The following is a 23,511-nucleotide window of genomic DNA, read 5'->3' on the forward strand; positions in this document are numbered from 1 at the left end:
TGAAGCTACACTTCAATCGGTCCTTGTCTTCGAAGGCCATATCATGTCCACGATGCGCACAAGGGTCGTCAGGGTAACGAACAGATCTATGGCCAGCAGAACGGCGAAATAGTTCATTGTGGTGGTAAGCACCGGTCTGTCGATCGACATCGCGTACTCGTCGGTCATGACGATCACGCTTCCGTCCGGCCTCAAATGGCCGGCATCTACCGTCGAATCAAGCCGATACTGCCATCGCTGGACGCCATTCCCGTCGATCAAGGTGATCAAGGATTCGTCTGCCACCAATAAACCACAATTCCCATCGTCGTCGAGTATTCTGTTGAGGGAAAATAGATTCCAATCACTCGAGTTCCAGAGAACGCTTCCGTCTGATCCGAGCTTCACCATTTTTCCGAATATTGAGAACAGGGAAGCGTTATCGCTCATGGCAAGCGGTCCGATAGCAAACCCATCGAACGTCTTCTGATAGTTCAGAATCCCCGTGGAAGTATTCTGTGAATTGATGCGGCTTACTGGATAGGAAGGAAGGCCCCATCGTTGGTCTTGGAAGACCTCAAGAGAGTACGCTGTGTTGTTGGGACCCAGGATGGCAGGGATGACCATAAGGGAGTTTGTTACAGACCATATCAATGAACCATCTCCGTCCATCCCGACTTGCATCTTGGAGTCATTAAAGAAGAGAGTAAACTGAAGAGTGTCGTTGCCAATGACCGAAGGACCGTCACACATGGTAAGATTTTGGGTCATGGGAAGCAGGTCCTTGTCCCACACCACCTTTCCATTGGCGGATATGGAGACCAGATGGTCGTAGGATGGGACCATGCTACCTTCTGAACGCACTGTGTTGTTCCATTCGCTGACCGTTTCCCGGAACATGACATTCCCGTCTCGCAATGTGACGAAGGGATAATTGTGCAGATTTCTATGGACCGGCACATAACCCCAGGCCACCGTGCCATCAGGGGTCAGGCAAAAAAGGGTCGAATTCGTACCAATATCCTCAACGAAATAGATGTTTCCATCCTGTCCTATCTGGATGTTCTGAAGCAATCTATCGGTCTCGAACCTCCAATTCAAAGACCCGTTGATCAAGAGGCAGACAATGGAATTGTTGCTATCCGGCCTCGCCTCGATGAGGTAGATATGTCCATCCATTCCTATCTGGAGGTCACGGCCAAGAGGTGTATCATAGGCCCATTTCACCGTACCGTTCCGGTCTATGTCCCGAATTAGTCCGCCATCCTCCTTCACGATGATCGATCCATCCGGTGCTGTGAACATCTCGTCGAAGCCCTCGGTCAAAGGAACCTTCCACTCTACATCAAGACCGCCAGCCTTTGCGTCCGCGGTGATCAGATAGTCACCAAAGAAAGACGTGAGCATCAGGAAAATGGCGAGAGCCACCACCGTTGCCGCCAAACGACGTTTATCCGATCCGTGCCCCATTGGATCCCCGTACAAGATGTTGATGTTAGTTATTTAACCGGCCAGCCTATATTATCGATAATAAAACCAAAAAAGCTCCCGAAAAGGCCCCATCTGGCTCGGGATCTCGGCCCGAATTGGTTTAGACTCCGAGGACGTAATGAACATCATTGGGCGGGAACTAACCCGATTTAGTGATGGACATGAGATTATATATCGATTGAAGAAGCATTTGTCTGTCGGATTTGATCATGATGTCCCCGCATTCTAAAGCCGATGGAATCAATGGAGAACAATGCTGTTACATATGTGGTCGGAATGCCAGCCAGATCGGCAAGCTTATGGGAGTGGAATCGGTCGAGGGGTACGAGTTCAGGACCCTTTACATCAAGGAAGGGGGAGGCCTCACGGATTCAAAGGTCGTCGACCGTAGATCGGTGAACCTATGCGACTACGAGAGAAGAGCGGTCAACCACAAGAAGATCGACGTGGTCGTTTGTCCCATATGCAAGGTGCTGATCGGTTCATTATCGCCACGCTGATCGTTCTTGGTGCCTTGACAAACACAATGGATGAGACCGTCAGAGGATGACGATCAACGCCTCAGAGCAGGTTCTCGAAGTTCTCTTCCTTGAGGCGGACCATGCTCCATTCGGTATGGACGGTAGCCCCACAGCCCTGGTAGAAACTTATCGCCTTGGAGTTCCAGTCAAGCACGTTCCAGTCCATCCTGCCGCATCCCCTGCTCTTGGCCTCGGCCGCGCAGAACGTCAGCAACCTACGGCCGATACCATACCTTCGGAATCTCTCCACCACATAGATGTCCTCGATGAATAGAGTAGGTTTGGCCAGCAATGTGGAGTACGTGAAGAAGAAGAACACGTACCCGACCTGTTCCTGACCGCTGTGCGCAATATAGGCGTGGAAATAGGGAGTGTCGGATCCAACATCCTTCCGCAACCGTTCGATCGCCTCCGCGGTCGGCGGTTCCAGATGCTCGAAGACCGCCAGCTCGGCGATCATCCTCGCCAGATCGTCGACGTTGCTTGCATCGACCTTGACCATTGATATCTGCATGGATTCCATCCCCTGTGTCACCTGGGAGTGTGGATGATCTGATGATAATTAACCATGACGCCCTCCGCCTACCGGACGTTTGCGATTTCGCCCACTCCTTATCCGAACGGTCCGATGGATTTGATACATGGAGCAACAGTTAAGGGTTGCGTTTCCGTTACCCGGCAAGGGAAGACCTTCTATGGACCTAGAAAAAATAGACCTTCCGGAAGGGATAAGGGAAAGGCTTCGTGGGATCAACGACGCTCCGTTCATTCGCGATTTCGGGATAGAATTGGTCAACATATCCGAAGAAGGAGAGGTCCGGGTCACCATGGATGTCAGCGACAAGCACAACGCCTTGGGAACGGCCCATGGAGGCGCTGTCTTCACAATTGCCGATCAGGCGTTCGCCGTCGCTTCCAATCTCGGACCAGAGGTTCAGGTGGCCATGTTCGCCAGCATGACATTCATCAAGCCGGCCCGCGGAAAGCTTGAGGCTGTGGCCAAGAAGATCGGCGAGACGAAACAGACCTCTGTCTATGAGGTCAAGGTGTTCGAGAAGGGCGAGCTGGTCGCGATCTTTCAAGGTAACGGATACAAATTAAAGGACCGGACACGATAGTCACGAGATAATGATGTCCCGATACGCGGTCTTCATCAGGGCGATCAACGTCGGTGGCCGCTCGGTGCGAATGGATGATATCGCCAGCGGCCTGGCCAAGGCAGGGTTCGAAAATGTGTCCATTTTCCGGCAGAGCGGGAACCTGGTATTGAGCTCATCGATCCAGGACGAGGGTGAGATCGACCGGATCATAGCCGAGGAAATGGAACGGTTGACCGGTCTCAATGTGGAGATATTCTTGGTCCCGATGGAGAGACTGGCCCGATTGGTCGATGCAGCTCCTTTCGATGGTCTCCTTTCGGACGGTGACAGGGGTTTCGCGACTTTCCTATCCGCTAGACCGACGACCGTTCCCGAGATGCCATTCATTATTTACAAAGGGATCATCATGATAGGCCTGAAAGACGCTGTGGTCCTTTCCATCGTCAGGAAGGATGAGGGCTCAGGACCAGCGAACGACCTGATCGAGAGAACGTATGGCGTCAGGGCCACCACAAGGAACTGGTCCACGGTGAAAGGCCTGGTCGAGAAGGAACGTAATCGAGATCGAAGTTGAAACCATACTCGCATTACGGAATGACAGATAATCAGTAATTAGAGAAAATGGGGGCGGAGCCTGCCTCCGCGAAACCCCTGCCGGCCAGGCCCTATCAAAGGAGGGTACCGCTGGGCCTACCCGGCATCATTCATCCTGATGTTTACTTATTTCCCCGTGGCTTGAACTTCACGTTGTAGGCCTCATCGAGGGTGACCTCGGTCATCATGTCCTGCATGTCCGCCTCGGTCCAATTCACATCTGGGTGGCTCTGTTCCCGGTGAATGATCATGTGCCTCATCAGGTTCTCGTTCTTCGAATCTGGGTCCATGGCGCTCCATCCGCAGATGGTGCATTGGATCTTTGTCCCGAAATAGAAGTCCTTCATCATGCTCCTCAGGTCTTCCTCGGTCCACTTCATTTTATCATGATGCTGGTCCCGATGGATCATGAGATGCTGCATCATGTTTTCTTCACCTTTAACGCTCTGGACTGTCCAGCCGCATTCCGGACACGTGAACCTCTTGGCATAAACCATAGTGATCGAAGGGAATTTTGGAGCTTGTACTATATATCGTTTCTTATATTGACGAAAATTTTCCAATAATCGAACGAGTCGGGCGGAGAATTTTCAAAATGTGCCCGATTCGACAATTTCGGTACCTATCGAAGGATGGTTGTCCGATTCCAAACATGCAAAGTCCCGGGCCCTACTTCAGCTTGCACAGGTCCCCGCAGGCCCGGTCAAGAACATCATCCTTCTTGGCAAAGCAGAAACGGACCATGTTCTCTCCGGCATTGTCATGGTAGAATGCCCTCCCTGGCACGCTCGCGATCCCGGTCCTGTTCAGAATATACATCGCCCGATCCTTGCTATCCCCGCCTGGCACGCCGCTGACATCCGCCAGCACGTAGTAGGCACCTTCCGGGACATGAGGTTCCAGGCCGGCATCATGCAGGGTATCGCAGATCTGCTTCCTTTTCTCCTGGTATGAGCGGCAAACGCCCTCATAGTAAGATGGGGGCAGGTCCGCTATCCCCTTTGCCACCCCCACCTGCAGCGGGGACGGGGCGCAGACATATACCAGATCGTTGACATATCCGATCATTCTGGCCCATTCCTCTTGAGCCACGCAATATCCGATACGCCATCCCGTGATGCTGAACGTTTTTGAGTATCCCGAGATGGTTATCGTCCGGTCGGCGATCTTCGGAAGGGAACCCGGGGAAACGTGCTTCTTTCCGTCATATACAAAATACTCATAGATCTCGTCCGTGAAAATGAAGATGTCCTTCTCCACCGCGAAATCGGCCAGCTGGTCGATCTCTTCCCTTGTGAACACCTTTCCGGAGGGGTTGCCGGGGGTGTTGATGATCACGCCCTTCGTGCGGTCGGTCACCAGCGGCTCGAGCAGGTCCGTGCTGAAGCGCCAATCCGGCGGGTCTAGACGGGCAAAGACCGGGACCGCCCCGACAGCCAGCAGGGTATTTACATGGTATCCATAGTATGGCTCGATGACGATCACCTCGTCACCGGGGTTCAGGAGCGCCATGCAGGTGCAGTAGAAGGCACCGGTCGCCCCGGCAGAGACGATTACGTTCTCCTCCGGGTCGGTTGCGATACCGTTGTAGCTAGTGATCTTTTTAGCAAGCGCCTCACGGATGACCGGCAGGCCGTCGTATCGGGTGTAGAGGTTGAACCCCTGCCTCATCCCCTCCGCCGCTCCGTTGATGACCTGGACAGGAACCTCCAGATCGCAGACCCCCTGAGCCAGGTTGATGCCTTTGATCCTATTGCATTCTATGGTCATGTTCCTGATCTCCGACTGGACAATTAGCTTGGAACGGTCGCTGACTCTCAGGTTCATCCTAACACTCGGCCCTCAGATTGACTGAATCGATATTAAATGGATTTCGAGGCCTATATGGAGACAAACGATACGGCCTCGAATGGCACATCCTCACAAAAGCCGGGAAAATGGGTGACTCATTTCTTATGATCATAGATCAGCGAGCGCATCTCGGCGGTCGCCCTGGAGATGTCCTTCTGGCCTACCACTGCTGAGATAACGGCCACGCCGTCCGCTCCCGCCTCCATGACCTGATGGACGTTGGTCTTGCTGATCCCGCCTATCGCGATCACCGGTATCGAGATCGCCGACTTGATCTCCCTGAACCTTTCCAGACCTTTTCCGGGACCTGCATCGTGCTTGGTAGGGGTGTCGAAGATGGGGCTGAGAGCGAGGTAGTCCGCCCCTTCAGATTCCGCTATCAGCGCCTCTTGTACGCTCTTCACCGACATCCCGATCATGAATCCTTTGGGCGATATCCTTCTGGCAAATGGCAATGGCAGGTCCTCCTGTCCCAGATGAACGCCGTCCGCCCCACAGGCCAAGGCGAGGTCCAGGCGGTCGTTGATGATGAAGGAGATGCCGGAAGATCGGGTTATCTCGCCTATCTGCAGCGCGATCGACATCAGGTCCTTCTCGGTGCGGGCCTTGTCCCTCAGCTGGATGACATCCGCCCCTCCCTCTGCGACCTTTCTCGCTATCTCGACATGGCTGAGGCCGTGGGACACACCCTCGTCGGTAATGACATAAAGACCCAAGTTCATCTAATCGGACCTCACTCTCGACCTTAGGGTGATGGCTTCAGGGGTCAACGACGCGGTCTCGTCGAGCAGCGCCACCTTGAACGAGGACGGGGCTGAGGACCTCAGGGCCGCGTTCTCGCCGGCGATGCCGAATGCGGCAAGCGCCGCCACCGAGCCCAGCGTAAGGTCCTGCGAAACCGCGGCAAAGGCGGCGACGATGGAGGTGGCCATGCATCCGGTCCCGGATATCTTTCCCATGAGCTCATGGCCGTTATCGATCATATAGGTGGATTCTCCGTTGCTCACTATGTCGGTCTTGCCGCTTATTATGACGATGCTGCCGGAAGACCTTGCCAGCTCCCTCGCTATAACCTGCGGGTCACCGTTGAGACCTTCGGAATCGACACCGCGGACGGTGCCGCCGGTCCCGGCCAGCACGCCTATCTCCCCGGCGTTGCCTTTTATGATGGTGATGTTCAACCGGTCCATCAGCATCCGCACCGCCTCCGTCCTGTACCTGGTGGCCCCGGCCCCGACCGGATCGAGCACGATCGGTATCCCGCGATCGTTGGCCGTCTTTCCGGCCATCAGCATCGACTTCACCTGGTTGTTGTTGAGAGTGCCGATGTTGAGAACCAGCGAACCGGCCATCGAGACCATCTCTTCGACCTCCTGCGGGGCATCGGCCATGACCGGGGCGCCTCCTATGCAGAGCGTGATGTTGGCACAATCGTTTACAGTGACATAGTTGGTGATATGGTGAACTAGGGGACGCTTGTTCCTCAACGAAACGAATGCCTCGGAAAGCTGCTGGTTATCCATGATCTTGCCTCAGATACCCTATTTCCGGGGATGGGCTTTAACCTATTATTAACCATTTCAAAAAAGTTAGGGCTCTCTGTCCTTGTTATGTTCCATGACCGGGTCATTTGCCATATCGATCTCGATCATCCATCACGGAAATGAATGCGCTTCCACCCTGGCATACTATGCTATGGATCATTCCGTCGAACTCTCATCATATCCCTTCTCTCCGCTCTCGGTCAGGTCCATGCCGATCTTCTCCTCGGTCTCGGTGACACGGAAACCCACGATCAGGTCCACCGCCTTGACTATCGCGTAGGTGACCAACATCGAATAGGCCACGACGACCAAGCCGACGAAAACCTGTATGCCAAGTTGGTTTGCGTTACCGAAAAGGAGACCGTTGTTGCCCGCAGAGTTGATGGCCACTTCAGCGAACAGTCCGGTAAGGACGATGCCCGTGAGTCCCCCAACCCCGTGGGCCGACCAGACCCCCAGGGTATCATCGACGTGGGTGAAATTTGTGATCCAATAGAGCGCCCCATAGGTGATCAGGCCGCCCAGGATCCCGATGGCCAGCGCCGATATCGGCCCCACAAAGCCGCTGGCGGGCGTTATGGTCGCCAGAGCGCAGATGGCCCCGGTCGCCGCCGCCATGGAACTGGCCTTCCGGTTCTGTACCCGGTTGAGCACCCACCAGGTCAACGCACCGGCAGCCGCCGCCACGTTGGTCACGAGGAATGCGCTCACCGCCAAAGGTGAAGCGGCCAATGCCGATCCTGCATTGAATCCGAACCATCCAAACCAAAGCAAGGCTGCCCCCAACAACACCAATGGTATGTTGTTCGGAGGGGTCGACTGGCGGGGCTTGATGCCGACCCTTCGGCCAATGACCAGGACCGCCACCAGCGCCGAGAAGCCGGCGCTCGCATGGACCACGCTTCCACCGGCGAAGTCCAGCACACCGAGTGAGTGGGCCCAGCCACCCGCCCCCCAGACCCAATGGGCAATGGGGTCGTACACCAGCGTGCTCCAGATGAGCGTGAAGACGATCACCGCCTTCAACCTGACCCTTTCCGCAAAGGCGCCAATTATCAATGCTGGTGTGACGATCGCGAACATCCCTTGGAACACCATGTATGCCAGCTGAGGTATGGTAGGGGCATAGAGCGGGTTGGGAGCATACCCCACACCGTTCAGGCCGGCGTAGTTGAGGCCTCCGATCAGGCCGCCACCCACATCGGGACCGAAGGCCAGGCTGTATCCGATCAGGATCCACTGCAGGCTCACGATCGCCAGGATAACGAAGGATTCGTTGATGAGGGTGACCACGCTCTTGGTGCGGACCATACCTCCGTAGAAGAAGCCGACCGCCGGGGTCATGATCATGACCATAGCTGCAGCGACAAGCACCCAGGCGGTGTCCCCCGCGCTTATGGAGGCGCTGTCGAACGCCCCTGATGAGGCCCCTGGAAGAAGAACGGCTGCACCACCGACAAATATCCCGACAACGATGATAAGGACGGCGGTCAAGCCAAGTCGGTTCATGTTCTGCGATTCTTGAGCGCGAAGTATTTGAATGGTGGCCTTTCCAGCAGCGTATCGGCCATAAGAAAGCAGACCCGGTGCTTGCCAGTCCTGGTCGGTCAATGGCATATCTTATAGGACTGGCTTTTGGCAGGAAGGACAACGGTAAGACATGCTTCGGTATGCCGTCGATCATCGCTGGTATGTTGTCCGAAGTGGTCTGGAAAGGGAGGTCGCAGCCGACGACCAGCAAAGCCAACTCTTGGTGAAACATCTCATGCATAGTGCTGATCAGATGTTCCGATCGGAAGTACTCAAGGGATTTGCCGTTCCTGTTCAACTGGCATCTGCCTATACTATCCCTTCACCTTGTGATGCGCATGCCCGGACCGATGCTCAACGGGCCAACGTGGATAGACCATCATGATGAACGGTCAAGCTGATGTCAAGTTTCTACTCTGTCCTGATATGGAAGTCGTCAGGGAGAACGACAGGATTATGAGCATGCAAAGCACAATCTGGGTTGGATGGAGCTTGTCCTTTTCGTGTTTGCCATATCGGCGATAGTGCTCGCCCTGGTTTTCTCGTTCACCAACGGGTTCCATGATGCCAGTTCCACGGTGGCGACCTTGATCGCCTGCGGAGCGGCCACGCCGAGAAGGGCTGTGGTCATGTCGGCCGCCTGGGGATTCGCCGGTGCCATGCTCGGCGGTACTGCCGTAGCGCTCACTATGCTGGGCTTGCTCTCCATACCTTTGGGGAACACCCTCGTCTACGTCATGTTCGCGACCCTGATAGGGGCGGTGGCCTGGAACCTAGTCACCTGGGTCGGGGGGATACCGTCCTCATCGACCCATGCGCTGGTCGGAGGCCTCATCGGTGCCGGGATAGCCTCATCAGGCTTGGACAATGTGAACTGGGGGTTGGACGAGCTGATATCCTCCGGTCACATGGTCGGAATAACCAAAGTGGTCATCTTCCTTTTCATATCGGTGGGGATCGGTTTTGTCGGCGGGTTCCTGGTCATGAAGGTCACCAAGGTCCTGCTGCGCAACGCCAAGAGGCGGATCAACCGTCCGTTAATGATGTCCCAATATCTCACGTCCGGCCTGCTCTCCTTCAGCCATGGCGCCAATGATGCCCAGAAGGCCATGGGAATGATGATCCTGGTCATCGCCTCGGCCGGATGGGCGCCGGATACGAACATCCCCCTCTGGGTCATGCTTGCCAGTGCGATCGCCATGACGGCAGGGACGTTGGGCGGGGGATGGAAGATCATGAGGACGTTGGGGCGCGGCATCTTCCGCATCCGACCGATACACAGCTTCGACTCGCAGGTAGCATCTACATCGGCCATCTTGCTTTCCACCGCTGTCGGTGCTCCGGTCTCGTCCACCCACGCGGTCGCCTCGAGCATCATCGGGGTGGGGGCGGCGGACAACGCCAGGATGGTGCAGTGGTCGGTCGGCAAGGATATGGTGGTCTCGTGGCTCCTGACGATGCCACTGACCGCATTCGTTTCCGGACTCATCTATATCATATTGAAAGGCGGTTTGAACATCTGAGGGGATGGCATGGACGATCCGACGGAAAGGTTGAACAAGGGCAAAAGGCGGGGGGTTCTGAATTTCATGTTTCCCACCGACCACGATTTCTATGGAATGCTCGGCCGGCAAGCGGACCAGACCGCGGTGGGGGTCAAGACCTTGATCGCCTGGCTGGAGTCCGGTGCCAATTCCGATCCGATAGACCTGGTGAAGGAAGAGGACAAGGGAGACCAATTACGATTGGAAATGGAGCATCAGCTCCAGGAATCCTTCTCCACACCCTTCGACCGGCAGGACATCTACACGATATCAAGGCAGATGGACCACATCCTGAACTACTCGTTATCGACCGCCTATGAGATGAGGGCCTTCGGGGTCAAGCCGGACGAGGCTACCATGAGCATGGCCCGATCACTGCTCAACGGGTCGGAGCTGGTCAGCCGATGCGTCTTCCTGCTGAAGGACAATCCGATGGAGGCATCCAACCTCATCCGCCGGCTGCGCGAGTACGAGCACGACATCGAAAAGACCTATGTCAGGAACATGGCCCTGGTGTTCGCCAACGACGACGCCATCGTGGCCATGAAGAAGCGGGAGATCTATCATCATCTCAAGGACGCCGGGCGTAACATGAGCATAACGGTGGACGTGCTGCACCGCATAATCGTCGGGCTGTCCTAGGTCCGGCTGCGGCTTGGCAGGATCACCGTGTTGAACCAGAACTCCTCGATGATCTTGATGATCCTGACGAATTCATCCAGGTCCACCGGTTTGGCGATGTAGCAGTTGGCGTGCTCGCCGTATGCCTTGTTCACATCCTCCGCCGATGTCGAACTGGTGAGGATGATGACCGGGATGCGCTTCAGCTGTTCGCTGGACTTTATCTCCGCCAGGACCTCTCTGCCGTCCTTCTTGGGCAGGTTCAGGTCTAGGATGATGAGTTCCGGCTTGGCCATTCTGGGGTCGCTGCATACCTTCTTGAGATAATCCATGGCCTGCACCCCATCCTCCGCCACGGTGAGGTTGAGCTTGAGGTTGGCCTCCTTGAACATCTCCTTTGCCAGCCGGATGTCTCCCGGGTTGTCCTCCACCAGGAACAGCTCGATGGGCCGCGCCGTGTCGACCCGGTTGCTGATCATGGGGCGTAGCCCCCATCGCTCCGTCCCCGGTCGCCGCCAGAAGATCTTCGATGGAAGGGAACCGTTCTTGTCCTGATCATCGAGCGTACAGACATGACTTGATCACTTGGAAGCCTTTACGGCATCATCGTCGCTTGCCTGGATGCCTTTCAGTTTCCTTTCCAGTTCCATCTTGGCCCGCCTCAGGTCCTCTTCCATGCGCTTGCGGTCGCTTATGTCGGTGATCATGGCCAGAGTGCCTATGTGATTTCTAGAATTGTCAAGGATGCGGCGGGTCGAGACCACGCCCCAGAGCGAGGTTCCGTCCTTCCTCCGGAACTTGAAATCATTGACGATGGCAGGATCGGGATTGTATTCCAGACCCTTGTCCTGTTTCAGCTTCCGCCACTCGGAATCGGTGAAGGATATCATGCCCTTGCCGATCATCTCCTCCGGGGCATACCCAAGCATCTCCGCCATCTTGTTGTTCACAAAGACGGTGACGGAGCGTTCGTCCATGAGCCAGATCCCTTCGTAAGCGGTTTCCACCAGATGGCGGTATTTTTCCTCGCTCTTCCTCAGCTCCTCTTCCGCCTTCTTCCGTTCGATGGCATACCGCATTGTGCGTGCCAGCAGCGCTCCGTCGGTCCTTCCCTTGACCAGATAGTCCTGCGCGCCCACTTGGATGGCGTTGAGGCCGGTGGTCTCATCGTCCAGTCCGGTAAGCACGATCACCGGGACCGAGTTGTTCTTGGAGAGGAATGTCCGAACCGTGTCCAGCCCGCCGCTGTCCGGCAGGTTGAGGTCGAGCAGAACGACGTCAAATCGTTCGTTGGAGAGCATGTTCAGACCTTCGGCCAACCTTTCAGCCCGGGCAAATGTCACAGTAGTTATGGTCTGATCGGCCAGTTGTGCCCTGATCAGCCGCACGTCACCCGGGTTATCCTCTATGATCAGAGCACGAATGGAACCCATGAAGCAATCCCTGGCGTCAAAGGGGTTTCATGGATTATAACCTTTTCAACCTTTGATCGCATGTCCGGCTGATCGATTCGCGCTCAGATCAGCTGTGCCTGCCTCAACCGTTCCATGGATTGTTCCAAGGAAAGGGCGGTCTTGGTCTCCACCAACACCCGGGCCTTCCTTTCCCGGGCAAATCGGAGCATGGCCGGGATATCGATCTCACCGGTCATCAAGACCTGATGGTCGCTCTTGCCATCATAATCATGGAGATGCATATGGGCGATGCGGTCCTTGTGCCTCATCAGCACCGGTCTCTCCGCATAGGCCACCTTGGCGTCATGACCTGTGTCCCAGGTGATCTTGAAACCATCGAGCTTGGAGAGTTCCTCTAAAGCATCGGTGACGAAAGGCAGCTGGAAATTGCTGGAGTTCTCGGTGCAGACCATCACGCCCTTCGATCTGCCAAGGTCTATGAGGTTACCCATCGATTCGACCAGCAATTCCTTGAAACGGTCCCGATACTGGTCATAGATCCAGACCTGGTGGTCAGGAAGGGTGAAATAGACCCCGCGGTTGATATGTATGTTGAGCAGCTTGGCCCCGGATTCGGCGCACCAGTCCAACGCTTCCGCGCATCTTTGGACATGACCTTTCCTTACGGTGTCATGGAACGAGGCCAGATCGACCTCGTCATGGGCGTGCATGGTGAACTCGATACCGTAGGTCTCCGCCGCCTCCCTGACCCTTCCCGGCGGAAGGTTCTCCGGAAAGCTGTAGGGCATGTTCATGTTCAGCTCGATGAAGTCGAATCCCAGGCGCGTGCACAGTGCCACGTTCTCTTCCAGGCTCGAATACTCTATCAGCGCCGGCATGCCCAGGGGCAGCCCCTTTTTTTCAGACACGGGCCTATGATTTGAGAGCTTGTATTAAAAAATGGGTGACAAACTGACGCCTTTTAATTCCATTCATACTCAATCGGAATCATGGGACGTCGGGTCTCCTTTCGACCCGGCCCTGGGAAAATAGGGCTCATTCCCTTCGGATCCGGACGGATCTGGCATGCGCATGCAGCCCTTCCGCCGTGGCGAGGCCCTCGACAACGTCCCCCAGACTTTCCAACCCGTTCCGGTCGATGATCTGGACGGTGGAGGTCTTGCAGAACATGGCCACGTTCAGCCCGGAATAGAGCTTGGCGTATCCGGCGGTGGGCAGGACGTGGTTGGTGCCAGACGCATAGTCGCCGCATGCGACGGCAGTGTAAGGCCCGATGAATATGGACCCGGCATTGCGGATCGCGGAAAGCACGCCCATCTGGTCCCTGACCTGGATGGACAGGTGTTCCGGGGCGATCTCATTGATGATCGCCACAGCCCTTTCCATGGAATCGGTGACCACATAACCAGCGTTGCCCAGGGACCTTTCTATGATGGACTTTCTCTCCGCCTTGGGCAGCATCATATCGATCTCTTTGCCTACTGACTGTGCCAATCTTTCGGAGACGGTCACCAGGATGCAGGCGGCGTTGGGGTCGTGCTCGGCCTGGGCCATGACGTCCGCAGCCACGAACCGCGGATCGGCAGAATCGTCGGCGATGATGGCAACTTCGCTGGGACCGGCGGGAAAGTCCATCTCGGCCTTGTCGCGCAGAAGCATCTTGGCCGCGGTGACATAGACATTTCCCGGACCCACGATCTTCTGCACCGGCGCGATGCTCTCCGTCCCGATGGCCATCGCAGCTATGGCCTGAGCCCCGCCGATCTGGTAGATCTCATCCACACCGGCGATGTCCATCGCCACCAGGGTAAGGGGGTTGACCGGCGCGGGTGTGCAGGCAATGATGCTTCTCACACCAGCCACCTTTGCCGGTATGGCGCACATGAGGGCCGTGCTCGGATACGACGCCCTTCCTCCCGGAACGTATGCGCCGATCCGGTCCAAAGGCGTGGTCTTGACACCCAATATGACGCCCGGCTCCACCTCTTTCAGCCACATGTCGTTCGGCTTCTGAAGCTCGTGGAAGCGCCGTATGTTGGCGGCCGCGCGGCGGACCATTTCGACCAGATTCTCATCGACCTTGGCATAGGCGGCCTTGATCTCGTCCTTGTCCACCGAAACCCGGTCAAGCTTGATCCTATCGAACTTTTCGGTATAGGCGATCAGCGCCCGGTCCCCGTTCCTGCTCACCTCTTCGATGATTCCGGTGACCGCCGGACGTACGTCCTCGAGACCTGCCTTCCGCTTCTCCATCCACTGACCCTGCTCGAGCGCCTGCCACATGAAAGGGAGATATCTGGACTGGTAAATCTAGGTTTTGGAAAGTGGGTTCTGGGCCCAATGATGATCTATTTACGCCCCTCGCGCGGGATGGTGAAATGGAATGTGGCCCCCTTCCCTTCCTCTGATTCCACCCAGATGCGCCCTCCGTGCCTTTCCACGATCTTCTTGGCGATGGCCAACCCGACCCCGGTGCCCGGATACTTGTCTTTGGTGTGCAGCCTCTGGAACATCTGGAAGATCCGGTCCGAGTACTCGACGTTCAGTCCGATCCCGTTATCCTTGACCGAGAAGGTCCATTCCCTCTCCCCCTGGTTGGCGGTGATGTGGACCATCGGCCTATCCGGCCCACGGAACTTAATGGCGTTCGCGACCAGGTTCTGCATCACCTGTCGCATCTGCGTTCCATCCGCCCTTATGTCCGGCAAAGGACCCACGAAGATGTCCGCCTTGCTCTCGTCGATGGGCACCTTCAGTACCTTTATGGTGTCTTCCAGCACCTCGCCCATGTCGACCACCGTGAACTCTTTCCCTTTGGTATCGACCCTCGAGTATTCCAACAGATCATCGATCAATTGGCGCATTCTTGCCCCGCCCTCCAGGGCATTACCGATGTATTCTTGGGCCTTCGGATCCAATTGGTCCTTGTACTTCCTCTCCAGCAAAGAAAGGTAGCTGACCACCATGCGCAACGGCTCCTGCAGGTCGTGCGAGGACAGATAGGCGAATTGTTGCAGTTCAGCATTGGAACGGGTCAGGTTCTCCTCGATGATCTTCTGCTCGGTTATGTTGATGTTCACCCCGACCCAGCCGAGGATCGTCCCATCATCGTCCCGGATAGGGGCACCTCTGGAAAGGACATATCGGTATTGACCGTCCTTCCCCCTGATGTGATGCGTATAGTTCCAGAAATCTCCGGACTGAATGGTCTTGGTCCAGGCGGCCGTGGTCTTCTCCACCGTTTCAGGATCAAGGGTATCGAGCCAGCCTAACTTGAGCAGGGACTCCTCGTTCTTCCCGACCATCTCGCAGAATGATCGACTTATGAATGTCGTTTCGCCTTGAGCGTTGGCTGTCCAGACACCGTATGGAATCAATTCGCCGATGCTACGGTACATCTTTTCGCTATTCCTGAGCTTTTCCTCCGCTTTCTTGCCTTCGGTGATGTCCTCGGAAATGGAGACAAAGTACCCTTTTCGAGGGGAGTAGACGGAATAGTGAAACCATTTCTTTTCAGAGATGGAGTAGGTTTCAAAATCTACCGGGTCTTCGGTGAGGGCGACATGGCCGAACTTGCCGATGGGGTCGGTTGGATCGTTCTCGATGCCAGGATGCACCATGGTTGCCTTGCTCCCGATAACGTCTTCTTTCTGCACACCGTGGTTCTGCTCGAACGCCGGGTTTACATCGAGGTAAGTGAAATCCACTGGTTTACCGATCTTGTCCATGATGATCTCGCAGTAAGCGAACCCGTTCAGCATTTTGGCGAACAGGGTAGCTATCTGTTCACGATCATTCTTGAATGCGTCGGCCCATCTTTGTGATATCCCGGAGCGGGAGCCCTCCCCTGGACTCCGGTTAAGGACCGCGAGAATGAAGAAAATACCGGATAGATAAAGGCCCAATCGTCCGCACCAATTGACCGATTCCCCGATCTTTATGGTGAAGATTATGCCGATCAACGAGACCCCGAAAGAGACCAAACCAAGGGAATACCAGTACAGCAAGGGTGATCTGGTCCTGATAAAGGTCCAACCGAACAGCACGCAGCTTACCGAAAGAAGTCCCGCCGACGTTGCCAATACCGCTTGACGCCATATGGTCGAACCACCACTGGTGAAGAAGACTGGGAAGAGGTTGGCAATCGATGCCATGATCACAACAATGATCAAGACAAATGCTGCTGAGTATGATCCCAAGAGGATGAACCTTCGAGAGGCGCCGGACCAATTCCTTTCTTTGGGTATCAATAGCAGAATGGCCCCTATGAACAAAAGGAATGAGGCGAAAAGGATGCCCAGGTTGCCCATGGTGACCGCCTCATTGGGGTCTATGTTTGAACCTAAGGAAGGTGTGACGGCCCATTGGGCGAGCATCAGTAAAGAACCGCTGACCATTGGCGCGATGCCGACGAGCAACGTATTGAGCGAGCCGGACATCAAGTAGGCCCTTGCTGAGACGATGGCAAGTAAAATGCTTACCATGAATACGAAAATGAACTGCAGGATCAATGCCAGATATGGAGGGTCGAATATCGGTCCTCTGAAACCGACCAATGCCAAGAGCCCGGCCAAGACGGCTATGATTGCGACTGGTACTAAGCCGACGATCTTCAATCGCTCCTGCGATCTAGTAATGGCCACCATATTCCCACCTCGTTCACCGAATGGATTGAGAATAGTTATGGACTATTTATCAATTCAAGAGGGTCCGGCCATGGACTCGGTGTTACGTCGATATTGACCGGGTCAAAAACAGGGATATGGATGGATACTGCCGTTCTGGACCAATTCAGATATTCCTTGATAGGCCGGTCATTCTATCATCGGCTGTGGAAGAAATGAGCATATGAAGCGGACCGATGGGAGCAGATAGCGATCGAGAGCTCAAAAGGAATATAATTCAATGGCAAGAGCACCCATCGCCCACTGGGGAAATAGGAAGCGCATAGACCCTGGAAAGAATTTCCTCCACCCCGACCCAGTCAGCGCACTCGACCACGTCGTCGGTGACCGGCGTGTCCTTGGCGAGCTCCCAGCAGTTATCAGGCGGAGAGGACTCGAACCGAAGAACGTACAACCTGAAGTTGCCCATGCCCGCTATCTTTTGTTTCGGTCCGGAAACGACCGACGCGCCGTAGTTGTTGGGGAATCGGTATATCTTGTGCAATCTGTTGCCCTCCATACAGCCGCAGACGCATTTTGCGTTCAGGTCTATCTCGTAGCTCTCATAACTCATAAACAAGCCTTCTTTCGTTGCCCCATTACTTCTCGCCCTCGAATAGGATGGGTTCCTTGACATAGTACCGGCGGTCCTTCATCCCGGCATTCGTCTGGGTCGGTGCCACCAGCTTGAACCTGAAGGCTGGACCAAGCTCTTTGGCCCTGGCCCACTCGCTGAGGAAGTCGGCGGCGCCTCGAGCGTTCATCTCGACCGCCATCAACAACATGTCCATCAATTCCTCCTCCGGTATCCTGTCCTCGACCCCGGGGTCGTCGATATCGAAGAAAATCATCTCCCTTGCCAGACCGGGGATGTCCTTTCCACTTCTGGACAGGATGTCCTTGAACCGCGTGAAATCGATGTCGGACGGTTCCCTGCCAAGCATCTTCTTGACCGATTGAAACAAGGTCTCCGATTTTCCTGCCTCCCGGAGGATCTCGTCCACCGCCTCAGTGCTGGTCATCCCTGTGCTCGAATAGTAATCGACCACTTTGACGATGGGGTCCCTGGCCGTCACCGCCCGTTCGCATTCCTTGAGAAGTCGCAAGAGCATCCCGAGCTCGTTCACCGCCATCAGAAGGTTGGCGTACCTCAATCTCCGCCTGCCGGCATATTCCGATTGCGCGGACAATGCCTTGTAGGCGTTCACATACTCAATCACATGACCGGCCAGTTCGAGCGCCTTCAGGTGGGCGGCATCGACCTTAAGCTCGAGATCGTCCTTTACACGGGACATTGGCTTTCGCATGGAGCGGCGGGTCAATAATCTTTTCTAGCCACTGTCTGCGCCTGACACATCGCCTTTTGAATCGTGACAGGGATATTTTCTGTCAATCGGAAATCGAAATGTGAAAGGCAAGGGGCGTTTAACGATTAACAGGCCGAAAATATCGACATCCGTCATAGTAGCTTATCATTTGTGATACAGGAAACTTTTATCATTATATACCCCAAAAAGCACAACCACCTTTCGAAGTTCGCAGGGAAACGAACTTTAGGGTCAGAATCAAGGAGAAATGGCCCTGGGATAAAGTGTCCAGACAATGGACAGGTTGGAGAAGAACATGAGCGATGGATTAGCGCAAGTTAGAGCCATAGTACTGAAGAACGATTTCCGGTCTATCGGGAGTGACGCCTGATGGAGTCGAGTGCGGGAATTGAAGTGGGAAGCCCGTTAACCCTCGGCAACGAGAACGCGGAAGACCTGATCCGGAACCTTCCTGTCCCCGTCATACAACTCGACCCTTCCTTTGCCATCGTCCTCATGAACCCTGCGGCCCTCAAGCTTGTGGGGAAGACCGAAGAACAGGTCATGGGACGTAAGTGCAGGGACGTCATGGGACCGTTGTGCAACAAGAAGGACTGCATGGCCGAAAGATCTCTGAGAAAAGGAGAGACGGTGACAGAGGAGATCTCTTTCAGTTTGTCGGGCCGGGACCACACCTACAAGATCGTGTCCGTTCCTCTGAGGACGCTCGTGGGGAACGTCCAAGGAGTGGTTGAACACTTCACGGATATGAACATGGAGATGGAGATCGTCAAGGATGCGATGGCCATCGGGAACGCGGCCGTCCGAGGAGACCTCTCCGTGCGATGCGACCTGAACAAGTACGAGGGCGCTTGCAAGCTGGTGGCAAAAAGCTTCAACACTTCCATGGAGTCGGTTCTGAAGCCATTGAGGATGGCCAATGAGGGATTTCAGAAGCTTGCCGAAGGCGCAACCCCGGACATGATTGTTGAGGAATGGGATGCTGACCTTAAGAAACTGAAGGATAGCATCAACATGGTCAGAACGACCATCTCGGCCCGGTCAAGGGACATCGAGATGCTCATCAACGCGGCAGACGAAGGCCACCTGAGCGTCAGGGCCGACATCTCCAAGTATGTGGGGTATAACGGCGTTCAGGTGGGCGGTATAAACCGCATGCTTGACAGAATGGTCCACCAGATGGACTTTGCCATCGACTCGTTCGATGCACTGGCGAAGGGAGAAACCCCCAAACGGATCGAGGAGGTCTGGAAGGGCGACTATGAAAGGATGAGGCTGGCGGTGAACACGGTCGCCAACAACGTTTCCATGCGCTCCAAGGACATCGATATGCTCATCAACGCGGTGCACGAAGGGGATCTGAGCGTCAGGGCCGATGCCAGCAAATACATCGGTTATAACGGGAAACAGATCGAGGGTTTGAACGCCATCCTGGAGAACATGCGCCGCCCTCTGATGGAATCGATACGATTGGCGGAGGCCTACGGCAGCGGAGACCTTACCGCCAGGACGGAATTGGAAACCAAGGGGGACTTCCATAAGCTGGCCTTGGCGTTGGACAACGTCGGCCAGAACCTCATGGAACTGGTGGGCGACGTCCGACAGGCGGTAGAGGTCGTCTCCGCCACCTCACAAGAGCTCGCTTCCTCGGCTGAAGAGATGAACGCCAGCACGGAACAGGTGGCATCGGCCATTCAACACATCAGCAAGGGTGCGCAGAACCAATCGCTGCAGGTCGATGAATCGGCCCGATCGATGAAGATGATCGCCCAGTCAGTGGAGGATGCACACAAACAGACCAACATGGCCTCTGGACTGGCCAAGGGAGCCACCGACAAGGCCGCCTCCGGGATGGTCACGGTCGACGGCACGGTCAAGAAGATGGAGATCATCCAGAAGGTCGTCTCCGAAAGTGCCGGGGCGATCGAGAGGCTGGGCAAGAGGTCCGAGGAGATCGGCGAGATCGTTGACGTGATAACCAACATCTCCGAGCAGACGAATCTGCTCGCGCTCAACGCCGCCATTGAGGCGGCGCGTGCCGGGGACCAGGGACGAGGATTCGCGGTCGTTGCCGAAGAGGTGAAGAACCTTGCCGAGGACTCCCGCGAGGCCGCTGAGCGCATTGCCAAGATGATCCGTGAGGTTCAGAACGACACATCCAAGGCCGTCGAGGCGATGAAACGGGGTACCGCCGAGACCGCCGAGGGCATGAGCCAAGTGGGACTCACCGGTAAGGCGTTCAAGGAGATCCTGGAAATAACCAAACAGTTCGTTGGGTCGATGGAGGAGCTCACCAAGCAGATGGTCAGCCAAAGTCAGGACGCCCTCAGCGCCGCAAAGGCTGTGGACGGAATCTCCAGCATATCGGAGGAGACCGCATCGGCCAGCGAGGAATCGGCCGCATCCACACAGGAACTGACGGCCAGCATGGAGGATCTCACCGCCCGGGCGCAATCGTTGTCAGAGATGGCGACGAACATGGAACGGTCCATATCTCAGTTCATCATCGAAGAGAAGACCGTGGCAAGACCGGCCGCCCGACCCAAGGCGTCAGATCGGCCTAGAGATCAGCCTGCGGTCAAGGTGCCGGAGAATGTCAGGAAGGCACTGGACAGAAAAGGAGTGGGGGCCCAGAAAGGAAGGGCGTGAAATCGGTCGGGCGATACCGGGATCAAGCTCGTGATCGAGCGCATAAGCGAGGTCTGATGATTTGACCGAGCCTTATCCTATCCGCCCCGTGGGGCCGGTTGGGATACGATGCTTCGGGTCCTTGTGCCAGGCATTCGCCAGAAACCTCTTTTAAATCAATTTAATAATTGAGTCTGTTTCGTATGATATTAATAATCGATGGTCAGATAGTTGCATTATGAGACTATATTGGGCTGCCGGGATTCTGATAGTTCTAGGTGCAATCGTGGCTGCCGCTCCCTGGACCTTCGCTCCTGTCTGCGAGCTGCAGAACATGTGGGTCCAGACCACCAGCGGCAAGCTGTTACCCATGCCTTGCGGATACACTGCGAGGGGGGAACTCGGAGTTGGATCAATGATCGTTTTCAGCGGGGCCGCGCTGATGTTCGTAAAGAACGTCAATCCGAGGAGGGCTGTCGGCGCGTTCGCTGGAGCCCTTGGTGCATTGGCCATTGCGTTTCCGACATATCTGACGGGGATGTGTGCGGTAGCCTCCCACTCTTGCCGGACCACCACCGAGCCTACCCTCATATTGTCTGGCCTGGCCACCATTGCCGTGGGTGCCGGTCTGGTGCTGATGAGACAAAAATGAACGAGGAATCCAATTCAGATGCGCTTCTTGTACTCGGTCAGGAGCGCTTCTGAATACTCCTTCTCCGCCATCGGCGGAACGTAGTCACGTTCCTTCACCCGGTTCAGCAGCTGGTCCTTGATCTCCGCATCGTTATCAATGTTCAACGACAGGACCTCGTTCATCACATCGTCCAGGCATGATATCCCCACATCCTTTCCGCCAACGCTCAGCGTTGCGGTCTCGTTGATCGGGAACTCCAGCTGGTCTCCGCAACGATGGCACTCCTTCTTCTCCGTCATCAGCTAATCTCCAGTACATGACTTGGTCTCGGGCGAGTTAAAATGATATCGTTTCCCGGTTCGCACGGACGCGAAGAAGGAAAGGCCCTGCGGCCGTTCCAAATGACGTTTTTGCCGTGATCAGAACGGCCATCCGCACACTTTACGATCGGAGGAGGACAGTTAATCCTTCAGGTCCTTGGATTCTACCTCTCCACCATACATGAACTTCTTTTCCAAGAGCGGTGTTCTGCATGAAGGGCACACGAACGTGCTCCTCTTGGCCGCCATTATGAATATCGCCGAACCGAACTTGTCATTGGGCCTCAGCTCCGATGGTTCCTCGACAAGTTCAGATTCCTCCCCTTCCCAACCACACTTTGGACACTTCATATTCCCACCTTCGATCCTAGGGAATGTCGGTTTATAATTTTTTGTGGCCTTGCCACGGATTTCCTATCCGATAAAGTGAAATATCGGGCTAGCAGAACAAGAGTAAGGATATTGCATTCATGATCCCGGAAAGTATCAGATCATAGTATCGGAACGATGATCACTGCCGCGTGATGGACATAGTCGATAGCACCCCTCATTATGAACTCCACCGCCATGGCAGCCAGAAGCAGGCCGATTATCTTTGAGAATATTTCGATCGCCTGGTTGCCGATTATCTTGATGATCGATGCGGCGTTCCTCAGGAGAACCCAGGTAATGATCAGGGAGAAGACACCCGCGATCAGAGTGGTCAACAGATCAAATCTCGCGACCAGCAATATCGCCGTTGTGATGACGCCCGGCCCGGTCAGGATCGGAGTGGCGATGATGACCCAGGCGACATCGGCGTCCTGGTTCTTTGTGAGGCTGAGACTGAAGATGATCTCGATCGCCATAAGCAGCAGAACGATGCCGCCTGCGATGCGGAACCCGTCCAAGGTGACACTGAACACGGCCAGTAGGTTGGTGCCAAGGATGGCGAAGATCGCGAACAGAAGTGCAGCCACCAGGACCGCCCGGTTGGCGGAAGTTGTCTTCTGGTTATCATCCAGGTCCTTGGTCATACAGATAAATATGGGGATGCTCGCGAATGGGTCGAATATGAAGAACAGCAGCGTGGCCGCGTAGATCAACCCATTTAAGTCCATCAGTCCATAGATTCTGAGGGGCCATATAATGCTTTTTGAGCCCCGTCAAGTAAACAGAAAGTCCATGGGGTTCCCGGGTGACGAAAGAAAGGCAGGGTATGAGCATGGGAGATGTCTATCAAATGGTCTGGAATACCATAATGCCTGGAGCTATCTCTTAAGCTTATTTTGAGGCGTATCCGGTTGCCGGACGCTATTCTGTGCCTGATCGGATCCTGCTTGGCCTTTCGGAGGATTTTCGATGTCAGCCGATCAAGATGCAGGATTTTGATTTCAACTGGAAAGCTTGGGCTTGGCTGGCGATAACGGTGAACGCTCCCATGTATTGAGATCGTGCTGGCCCATGTGACATTTCTGGCAAAATGAGGAATATGAAGACCGCCGGAGGGCATTGCCTATCCGGTCAGGCCTGAGCACTACGAAAGAAATTCAGCTCGTCTTGCAGACGTAATAGCCGGCCGACTTGTCCCTGGATTTACGTTTGACGTAGCCCTTCTTCTCCAGTTCTTGCAGGGCGTTCATACAATGTGCTTTCGGAATCTTCGACATGTTGGTGATCCCTTGGGCATCTTTCATCTTGTCCTCAGAGACCAGACCAGCATGGATCATAGCCTTGAATACCTTCTCAGCAGGGTCGCTTAGTCCTT

26 protein-coding genes are annotated in these 23,511 nt (G+C 55.2%); 8 read left to right on the forward strand and 18 right to left on the reverse strand.

Translation table 11 applies throughout. The features are described 5' to 3' along the window. Positions 1–12 precede the first annotated feature (12 nt). A complete protein-coding gene (locus tag VGK23_01195) occupies positions 13–1,449 on the reverse strand; it encodes a hypothetical protein (GenBank protein HEY3419152.1) in 1,437 nt (478 codons plus the stop codon). Between the two features lie 320 nt (positions 1,450–1,769). On the opposite strand from VGK23_01195, the gene VGK23_01200 reads away from it, so the two are divergent. Then, a complete protein-coding gene (locus VGK23_01200) occupies positions 1,770–1,970 on the forward strand; it encodes a hypothetical protein (protein HEY3419153.1) in 201 nt (66 codons plus the stop codon). A 61-nt stretch (positions 1,971–2,031) separates the two neighbouring features. Here the strand turns inward: VGK23_01200 and VGK23_01205 are convergent, their stop codons facing one another. Next, a complete protein-coding gene (locus VGK23_01205) occupies positions 2,032–2,514 on the reverse strand; it encodes a GNAT family N-acetyltransferase (GenBank protein HEY3419154.1) in 483 nt (160 codons plus the stop codon). 172 nt (positions 2,515–2,686) lie between these two features. Between VGK23_01205 and VGK23_01210 the strand changes: the two genes are divergently transcribed. Together VGK23_01210 and VGK23_01215 are read left to right on the forward strand one after the other, a co-directional pair. Then, the gene (locus VGK23_01210) at positions 2,687–3,109 is read left to right on the forward strand and encodes a hotdog fold thioesterase (protein ID HEY3419155.1); all 423 of its coding nucleotides are present in this window, start codon (positions 2,687–2,689) and stop codon (positions 3,107–3,109) included. A 10-nt stretch (positions 3,110–3,119) separates the two neighbouring features. After that, the gene (locus VGK23_01215; protein HEY3419156.1) at positions 3,120–3,665 is read left to right on the forward strand and encodes a DUF1697 domain-containing protein; all 546 of its coding nucleotides are present in this window, start codon (positions 3,120–3,122) and stop codon (positions 3,663–3,665) included. Positions 3,666–3,807: 142 nt separating this feature from the next. Here the strand turns inward: VGK23_01215 and VGK23_01220 are convergent, their stop codons facing one another. The 5 genes from VGK23_01220 to VGK23_01240 form a co-directional block, all read right to left on the reverse strand. Then, a complete protein-coding gene (locus tag VGK23_01220) occupies positions 3,808–4,065 on the reverse strand; it encodes a hypothetical protein (protein HEY3419157.1) in 258 nt (85 codons plus the stop codon). A 289-nt stretch (positions 4,066–4,354) separates the two neighbouring features. After that, positions 4,355–5,512: a pyridoxal phosphate-dependent aminotransferase gene (locus VGK23_01225; GenBank protein HEY3419158.1), complete on the reverse strand. Its 1,158-nt coding sequence runs from the start codon at positions 5,510–5,512 to the stop codon at positions 4,355–4,357. Positions 5,513–5,631: 119 nt separating this feature from the next. Next, positions 5,632–6,258 carry a thiamine phosphate synthase gene (thiE, locus tag VGK23_01230; GenBank protein ID HEY3419159.1) on the reverse strand — a complete coding sequence of 209 codons (627 nt, stop codon included), beginning with the start codon at positions 6,256–6,258 and terminating at the stop codon, positions 5,632–5,634. Further along, positions 6,259–7,059: a hydroxyethylthiazole kinase gene (gene thiM / locus VGK23_01235; GenBank protein ID HEY3419160.1), complete on the reverse strand. Its 801-nt coding sequence runs from the start codon at positions 7,057–7,059 to the stop codon at positions 6,259–6,261. It lies immediately after the preceding gene. Positions 7,060–7,236: 177 nt separating this feature from the next. Then, positions 7,237–8,589: an ammonium transporter gene (locus VGK23_01240; protein ID HEY3419161.1), complete on the reverse strand. Its 1,353-nt coding sequence runs from the start codon at positions 8,587–8,589 to the stop codon at positions 7,237–7,239. A gap of 101 nt (positions 8,590–8,690) precedes the next feature. Between VGK23_01240 and VGK23_01245 the strand changes: the two genes are divergently transcribed. From VGK23_01245 to VGK23_01255, 3 genes are all read left to right on the forward strand, one after another. After that, a complete protein-coding gene (locus VGK23_01245) occupies positions 8,691–8,837 on the forward strand; it encodes a hypothetical protein (GenBank protein ID HEY3419162.1) in 147 nt (48 codons plus the stop codon). Between the two features lie 258 nt (positions 8,838–9,095). Further along, positions 9,096–10,133: an inorganic phosphate transporter gene (locus VGK23_01250; GenBank protein HEY3419163.1), complete on the forward strand. Its 1,038-nt coding sequence runs from the start codon at positions 9,096–9,098 to the stop codon at positions 10,131–10,133. A gap of 9 nt (positions 10,134–10,142) precedes the next feature. Next, positions 10,143–10,796 (forward strand): DUF47 family protein, encoded by a 654-nt coding sequence (locus tag VGK23_01255; GenBank protein HEY3419164.1) that lies wholly within the window; start codon positions 10,143–10,145, stop codon positions 10,794–10,796. On the opposite strand, the gene VGK23_01260 is transcribed toward VGK23_01255, so the two are convergent. The 7 genes from VGK23_01260 to VGK23_01290 all read right to left on the reverse strand — a co-directional run bounded on the left by VGK23_01260 (position 10,793) and on the right by VGK23_01290 (position 18,149). Beyond that, entirely contained in the window at positions 10,793–11,254 is a 462-nt protein-coding gene (locus VGK23_01260; GenBank protein ID HEY3419165.1) for a response regulator, read from the reverse strand. The genes VGK23_01255 and VGK23_01260 overlap by 4 nt on opposite strands. Positions 11,255–11,356: 102 nt before the next feature. Continuing rightward, positions 11,357–12,208 carry a PAS domain S-box protein gene (locus VGK23_01265; GenBank protein ID HEY3419166.1) on the reverse strand — a complete coding sequence of 284 codons (852 nt, stop codon included), beginning with the start codon at positions 12,206–12,208 and terminating at the stop codon, positions 11,357–11,359. An 83-nt stretch (positions 12,209–12,291) separates the two neighbouring features. Continuing rightward, entirely contained in the window at positions 12,292–13,098 is an 807-nt protein-coding gene (locus VGK23_01270) for a sugar phosphate isomerase/epimerase family protein (protein HEY3419167.1), read from the reverse strand. 127 nt (positions 13,099–13,225) lie between these two features. After that, on the reverse strand, positions 13,226–14,473 hold the full coding sequence (gene hisD / locus VGK23_01275) for a histidinol dehydrogenase (protein HEY3419168.1): 1,248 nt from the start codon (positions 14,471–14,473) through the stop codon (positions 13,226–13,228). Between the two features lie 65 nt (positions 14,474–14,538). Next, entirely contained in the window at positions 14,539–16,836 is a 2,298-nt protein-coding gene (locus tag VGK23_01280; protein HEY3419169.1) for an ATP-binding protein, read from the reverse strand. Positions 16,837–17,092: 256 nt separating this feature from the next. Then, positions 17,093–17,428: a hypothetical protein gene (locus tag VGK23_01285; protein ID HEY3419170.1), complete on the reverse strand. Its 336-nt coding sequence runs from the start codon at positions 17,426–17,428 to the stop codon at positions 17,093–17,095. A 25-nt stretch (positions 17,429–17,453) separates the two neighbouring features. After that, the gene (locus tag VGK23_01290; protein HEY3419171.1) at positions 17,454–18,149 is read right to left on the reverse strand and encodes a hypothetical protein; all 696 of its coding nucleotides are present in this window, start codon (positions 18,147–18,149) and stop codon (positions 17,454–17,456) included. A gap of 426 nt (positions 18,150–18,575) precedes the next feature. Here VGK23_01290 and VGK23_01295 point away from each other — a divergent pair, with 426 nt between their 5' ends. Both VGK23_01295 and VGK23_01300 read left to right on the forward strand, forming a co-directional pair. Then, positions 18,576–20,831: a methyl-accepting chemotaxis protein gene (locus VGK23_01295; GenBank protein ID HEY3419172.1), complete on the forward strand. Its 2,256-nt coding sequence runs from the start codon at positions 18,576–18,578 to the stop codon at positions 20,829–20,831. A 217-nt stretch (positions 20,832–21,048) separates the two neighbouring features. Then, positions 21,049–21,462, forward strand: a complete 414-nt coding sequence (locus tag VGK23_01300) for a DUF4418 family protein (GenBank protein HEY3419173.1) — start codon at positions 21,049–21,051, stop codon at positions 21,460–21,462. A gap of 14 nt (positions 21,463–21,476) precedes the next feature. Here the strand turns inward: VGK23_01300 and VGK23_01305 are convergent, their stop codons facing one another. From VGK23_01305 to VGK23_01320, 4 genes are all read right to left on the reverse strand, one after another. After that, on the reverse strand, positions 21,477–21,743 hold the full coding sequence (locus tag VGK23_01305) for a hypothetical protein (GenBank protein ID HEY3419174.1): 267 nt from the start codon (positions 21,741–21,743) through the stop codon (positions 21,477–21,479). A 162-nt stretch (positions 21,744–21,905) separates the two neighbouring features. Next, the gene (locus VGK23_01310) at positions 21,906–22,115 is read right to left on the reverse strand and encodes a hypothetical protein (GenBank protein ID HEY3419175.1); all 210 of its coding nucleotides are present in this window, start codon (positions 22,113–22,115) and stop codon (positions 21,906–21,908) included. Between the two features lie 140 nt (positions 22,116–22,255). Next, on the reverse strand, positions 22,256–22,864 hold the full coding sequence (locus VGK23_01315) for a MarC family protein (GenBank protein HEY3419176.1): 609 nt from the start codon (positions 22,862–22,864) through the stop codon (positions 22,256–22,258). A 429-nt stretch (positions 22,865–23,293) separates the two neighbouring features. Next, positions 23,294–23,511, reverse strand: a 218-nt coding sequence (locus tag VGK23_01320) for a helix-turn-helix domain-containing protein (protein HEY3419177.1), incomplete at its 5' end; no start/stop codon positions are given.

Source organism: Methanomassiliicoccales archaeon (assembly GCA_036504055.1).
GTDB lineage: Archaea > Thermoplasmatota > Thermoplasmata > Methanomassiliicoccales > UBA472 > DASXVU01.

Excerpts from the sequence above, each read along its gene's own strand:
- VGK23_01220 (HEY3419157.1), bottom strand. The coding sequence starts at position 4,065 with ATGAAGTGGACCGAGGAAGACCTGAGGAGCATGATGAAGGACTTCTAT.
- VGK23_01300 (HEY3419173.1), top strand. The coding sequence starts at position 21,049 with ATGAGACTATATTGGGCTGCCGGGATTCTGATAGTTCTAGGTGCAATC.
- VGK23_01225 (HEY3419158.1), bottom strand. The coding sequence starts at position 5,512 with ATGAACCTGAGAGTCAGCGACCGTTCCAAGCTAATTGTCCAGTCGGAG.
- VGK23_01265 (HEY3419166.1), bottom strand. The coding sequence starts at position 12,208 with ATGGGTTCCATTCGTGCTCTGATCATAGAGGATAACCCGGGTGACGTG.
- VGK23_01285 (HEY3419170.1), bottom strand. The coding sequence starts at position 17,428 with ATGAGTTATGAGAGCTACGAGATAGACCTGAACGCAAAATGCGTCTGC.
- hisD (HEY3419168.1), bottom strand. The coding sequence starts at position 14,473 with ATGTGGCAGGCGCTCGAGCAGGGTCAGTGGATGGAGAAGCGGAAGGCA.
- thiE (HEY3419159.1), bottom strand. The coding sequence starts at position 6,258 with ATGAACTTGGGTCTTTATGTCATTACCGACGAGGGTGTGTCCCACGGC.
- VGK23_01315 (HEY3419176.1), bottom strand. The coding sequence starts at position 22,864 with ATGGACTTAAATGGGTTGATCTACGCGGCCACGCTGCTGTTCTTCATA.
- VGK23_01305 (HEY3419174.1), bottom strand. The coding sequence starts at position 21,743 with ATGACGGAGAAGAAGGAGTGCCATCGTTGCGGAGACCAGCTGGAGTTC.
- VGK23_01200 (HEY3419153.1), top strand. The coding sequence starts at position 1,770 with ATGGGAGTGGAATCGGTCGAGGGGTACGAGTTCAGGACCCTTTACATC.
- VGK23_01310 (HEY3419175.1), bottom strand. The coding sequence starts at position 22,115 with ATGAAGTGTCCAAAGTGTGGTTGGGAAGGGGAGGAATCTGAACTTGTC.
- VGK23_01195 (HEY3419152.1), bottom strand. The coding sequence starts at position 1,449 with ATGGGGCACGGATCGGATAAACGTCGTTTGGCGGCAACGGTGGTGGCT.
- VGK23_01260 (HEY3419165.1), bottom strand. The coding sequence starts at position 11,254 with ATGATCAGCAACCGGGTCGACACGGCGCGGCCCATCGAGCTGTTCCTG.
- VGK23_01245 (HEY3419162.1), top strand. The coding sequence starts at position 8,691 with ATGGCATATCTTATAGGACTGGCTTTTGGCAGGAAGGACAACGGTAAG.
- VGK23_01215 (HEY3419156.1), top strand. The coding sequence starts at position 3,120 with ATGATGTCCCGATACGCGGTCTTCATCAGGGCGATCAACGTCGGTGGC.
- VGK23_01290 (HEY3419171.1), bottom strand. The coding sequence starts at position 18,149 with ATGTCCCGTGTAAAGGACGATCTCGAGCTTAAGGTCGATGCCGCCCAC.
- VGK23_01240 (HEY3419161.1), bottom strand. The coding sequence starts at position 8,589 with ATGAACCGACTTGGCTTGACCGCCGTCCTTATCATCGTTGTCGGGATA.
- thiM (HEY3419160.1), bottom strand. The coding sequence starts at position 7,059 with ATGGATAACCAGCAGCTTTCCGAGGCATTCGTTTCGTTGAGGAACAAG.
- VGK23_01210 (HEY3419155.1), top strand. The coding sequence starts at position 2,687 with ATGGACCTAGAAAAAATAGACCTTCCGGAAGGGATAAGGGAAAGGCTT.
- VGK23_01205 (HEY3419154.1), bottom strand. The coding sequence starts at position 2,514 with ATGGAATCCATGCAGATATCAATGGTCAAGGTCGATGCAAGCAACGTC.
- VGK23_01280 (HEY3419169.1), bottom strand. The coding sequence starts at position 16,836 with ATGGTGGCCATTACTAGATCGCAGGAGCGATTGAAGATCGTCGGCTTA.
- VGK23_01250 (HEY3419163.1), top strand. The coding sequence starts at position 9,096 with ATGGAGCTTGTCCTTTTCGTGTTTGCCATATCGGCGATAGTGCTCGCC.
- VGK23_01255 (HEY3419164.1), top strand. The coding sequence starts at position 10,143 with ATGGACGATCCGACGGAAAGGTTGAACAAGGGCAAAAGGCGGGGGGTT.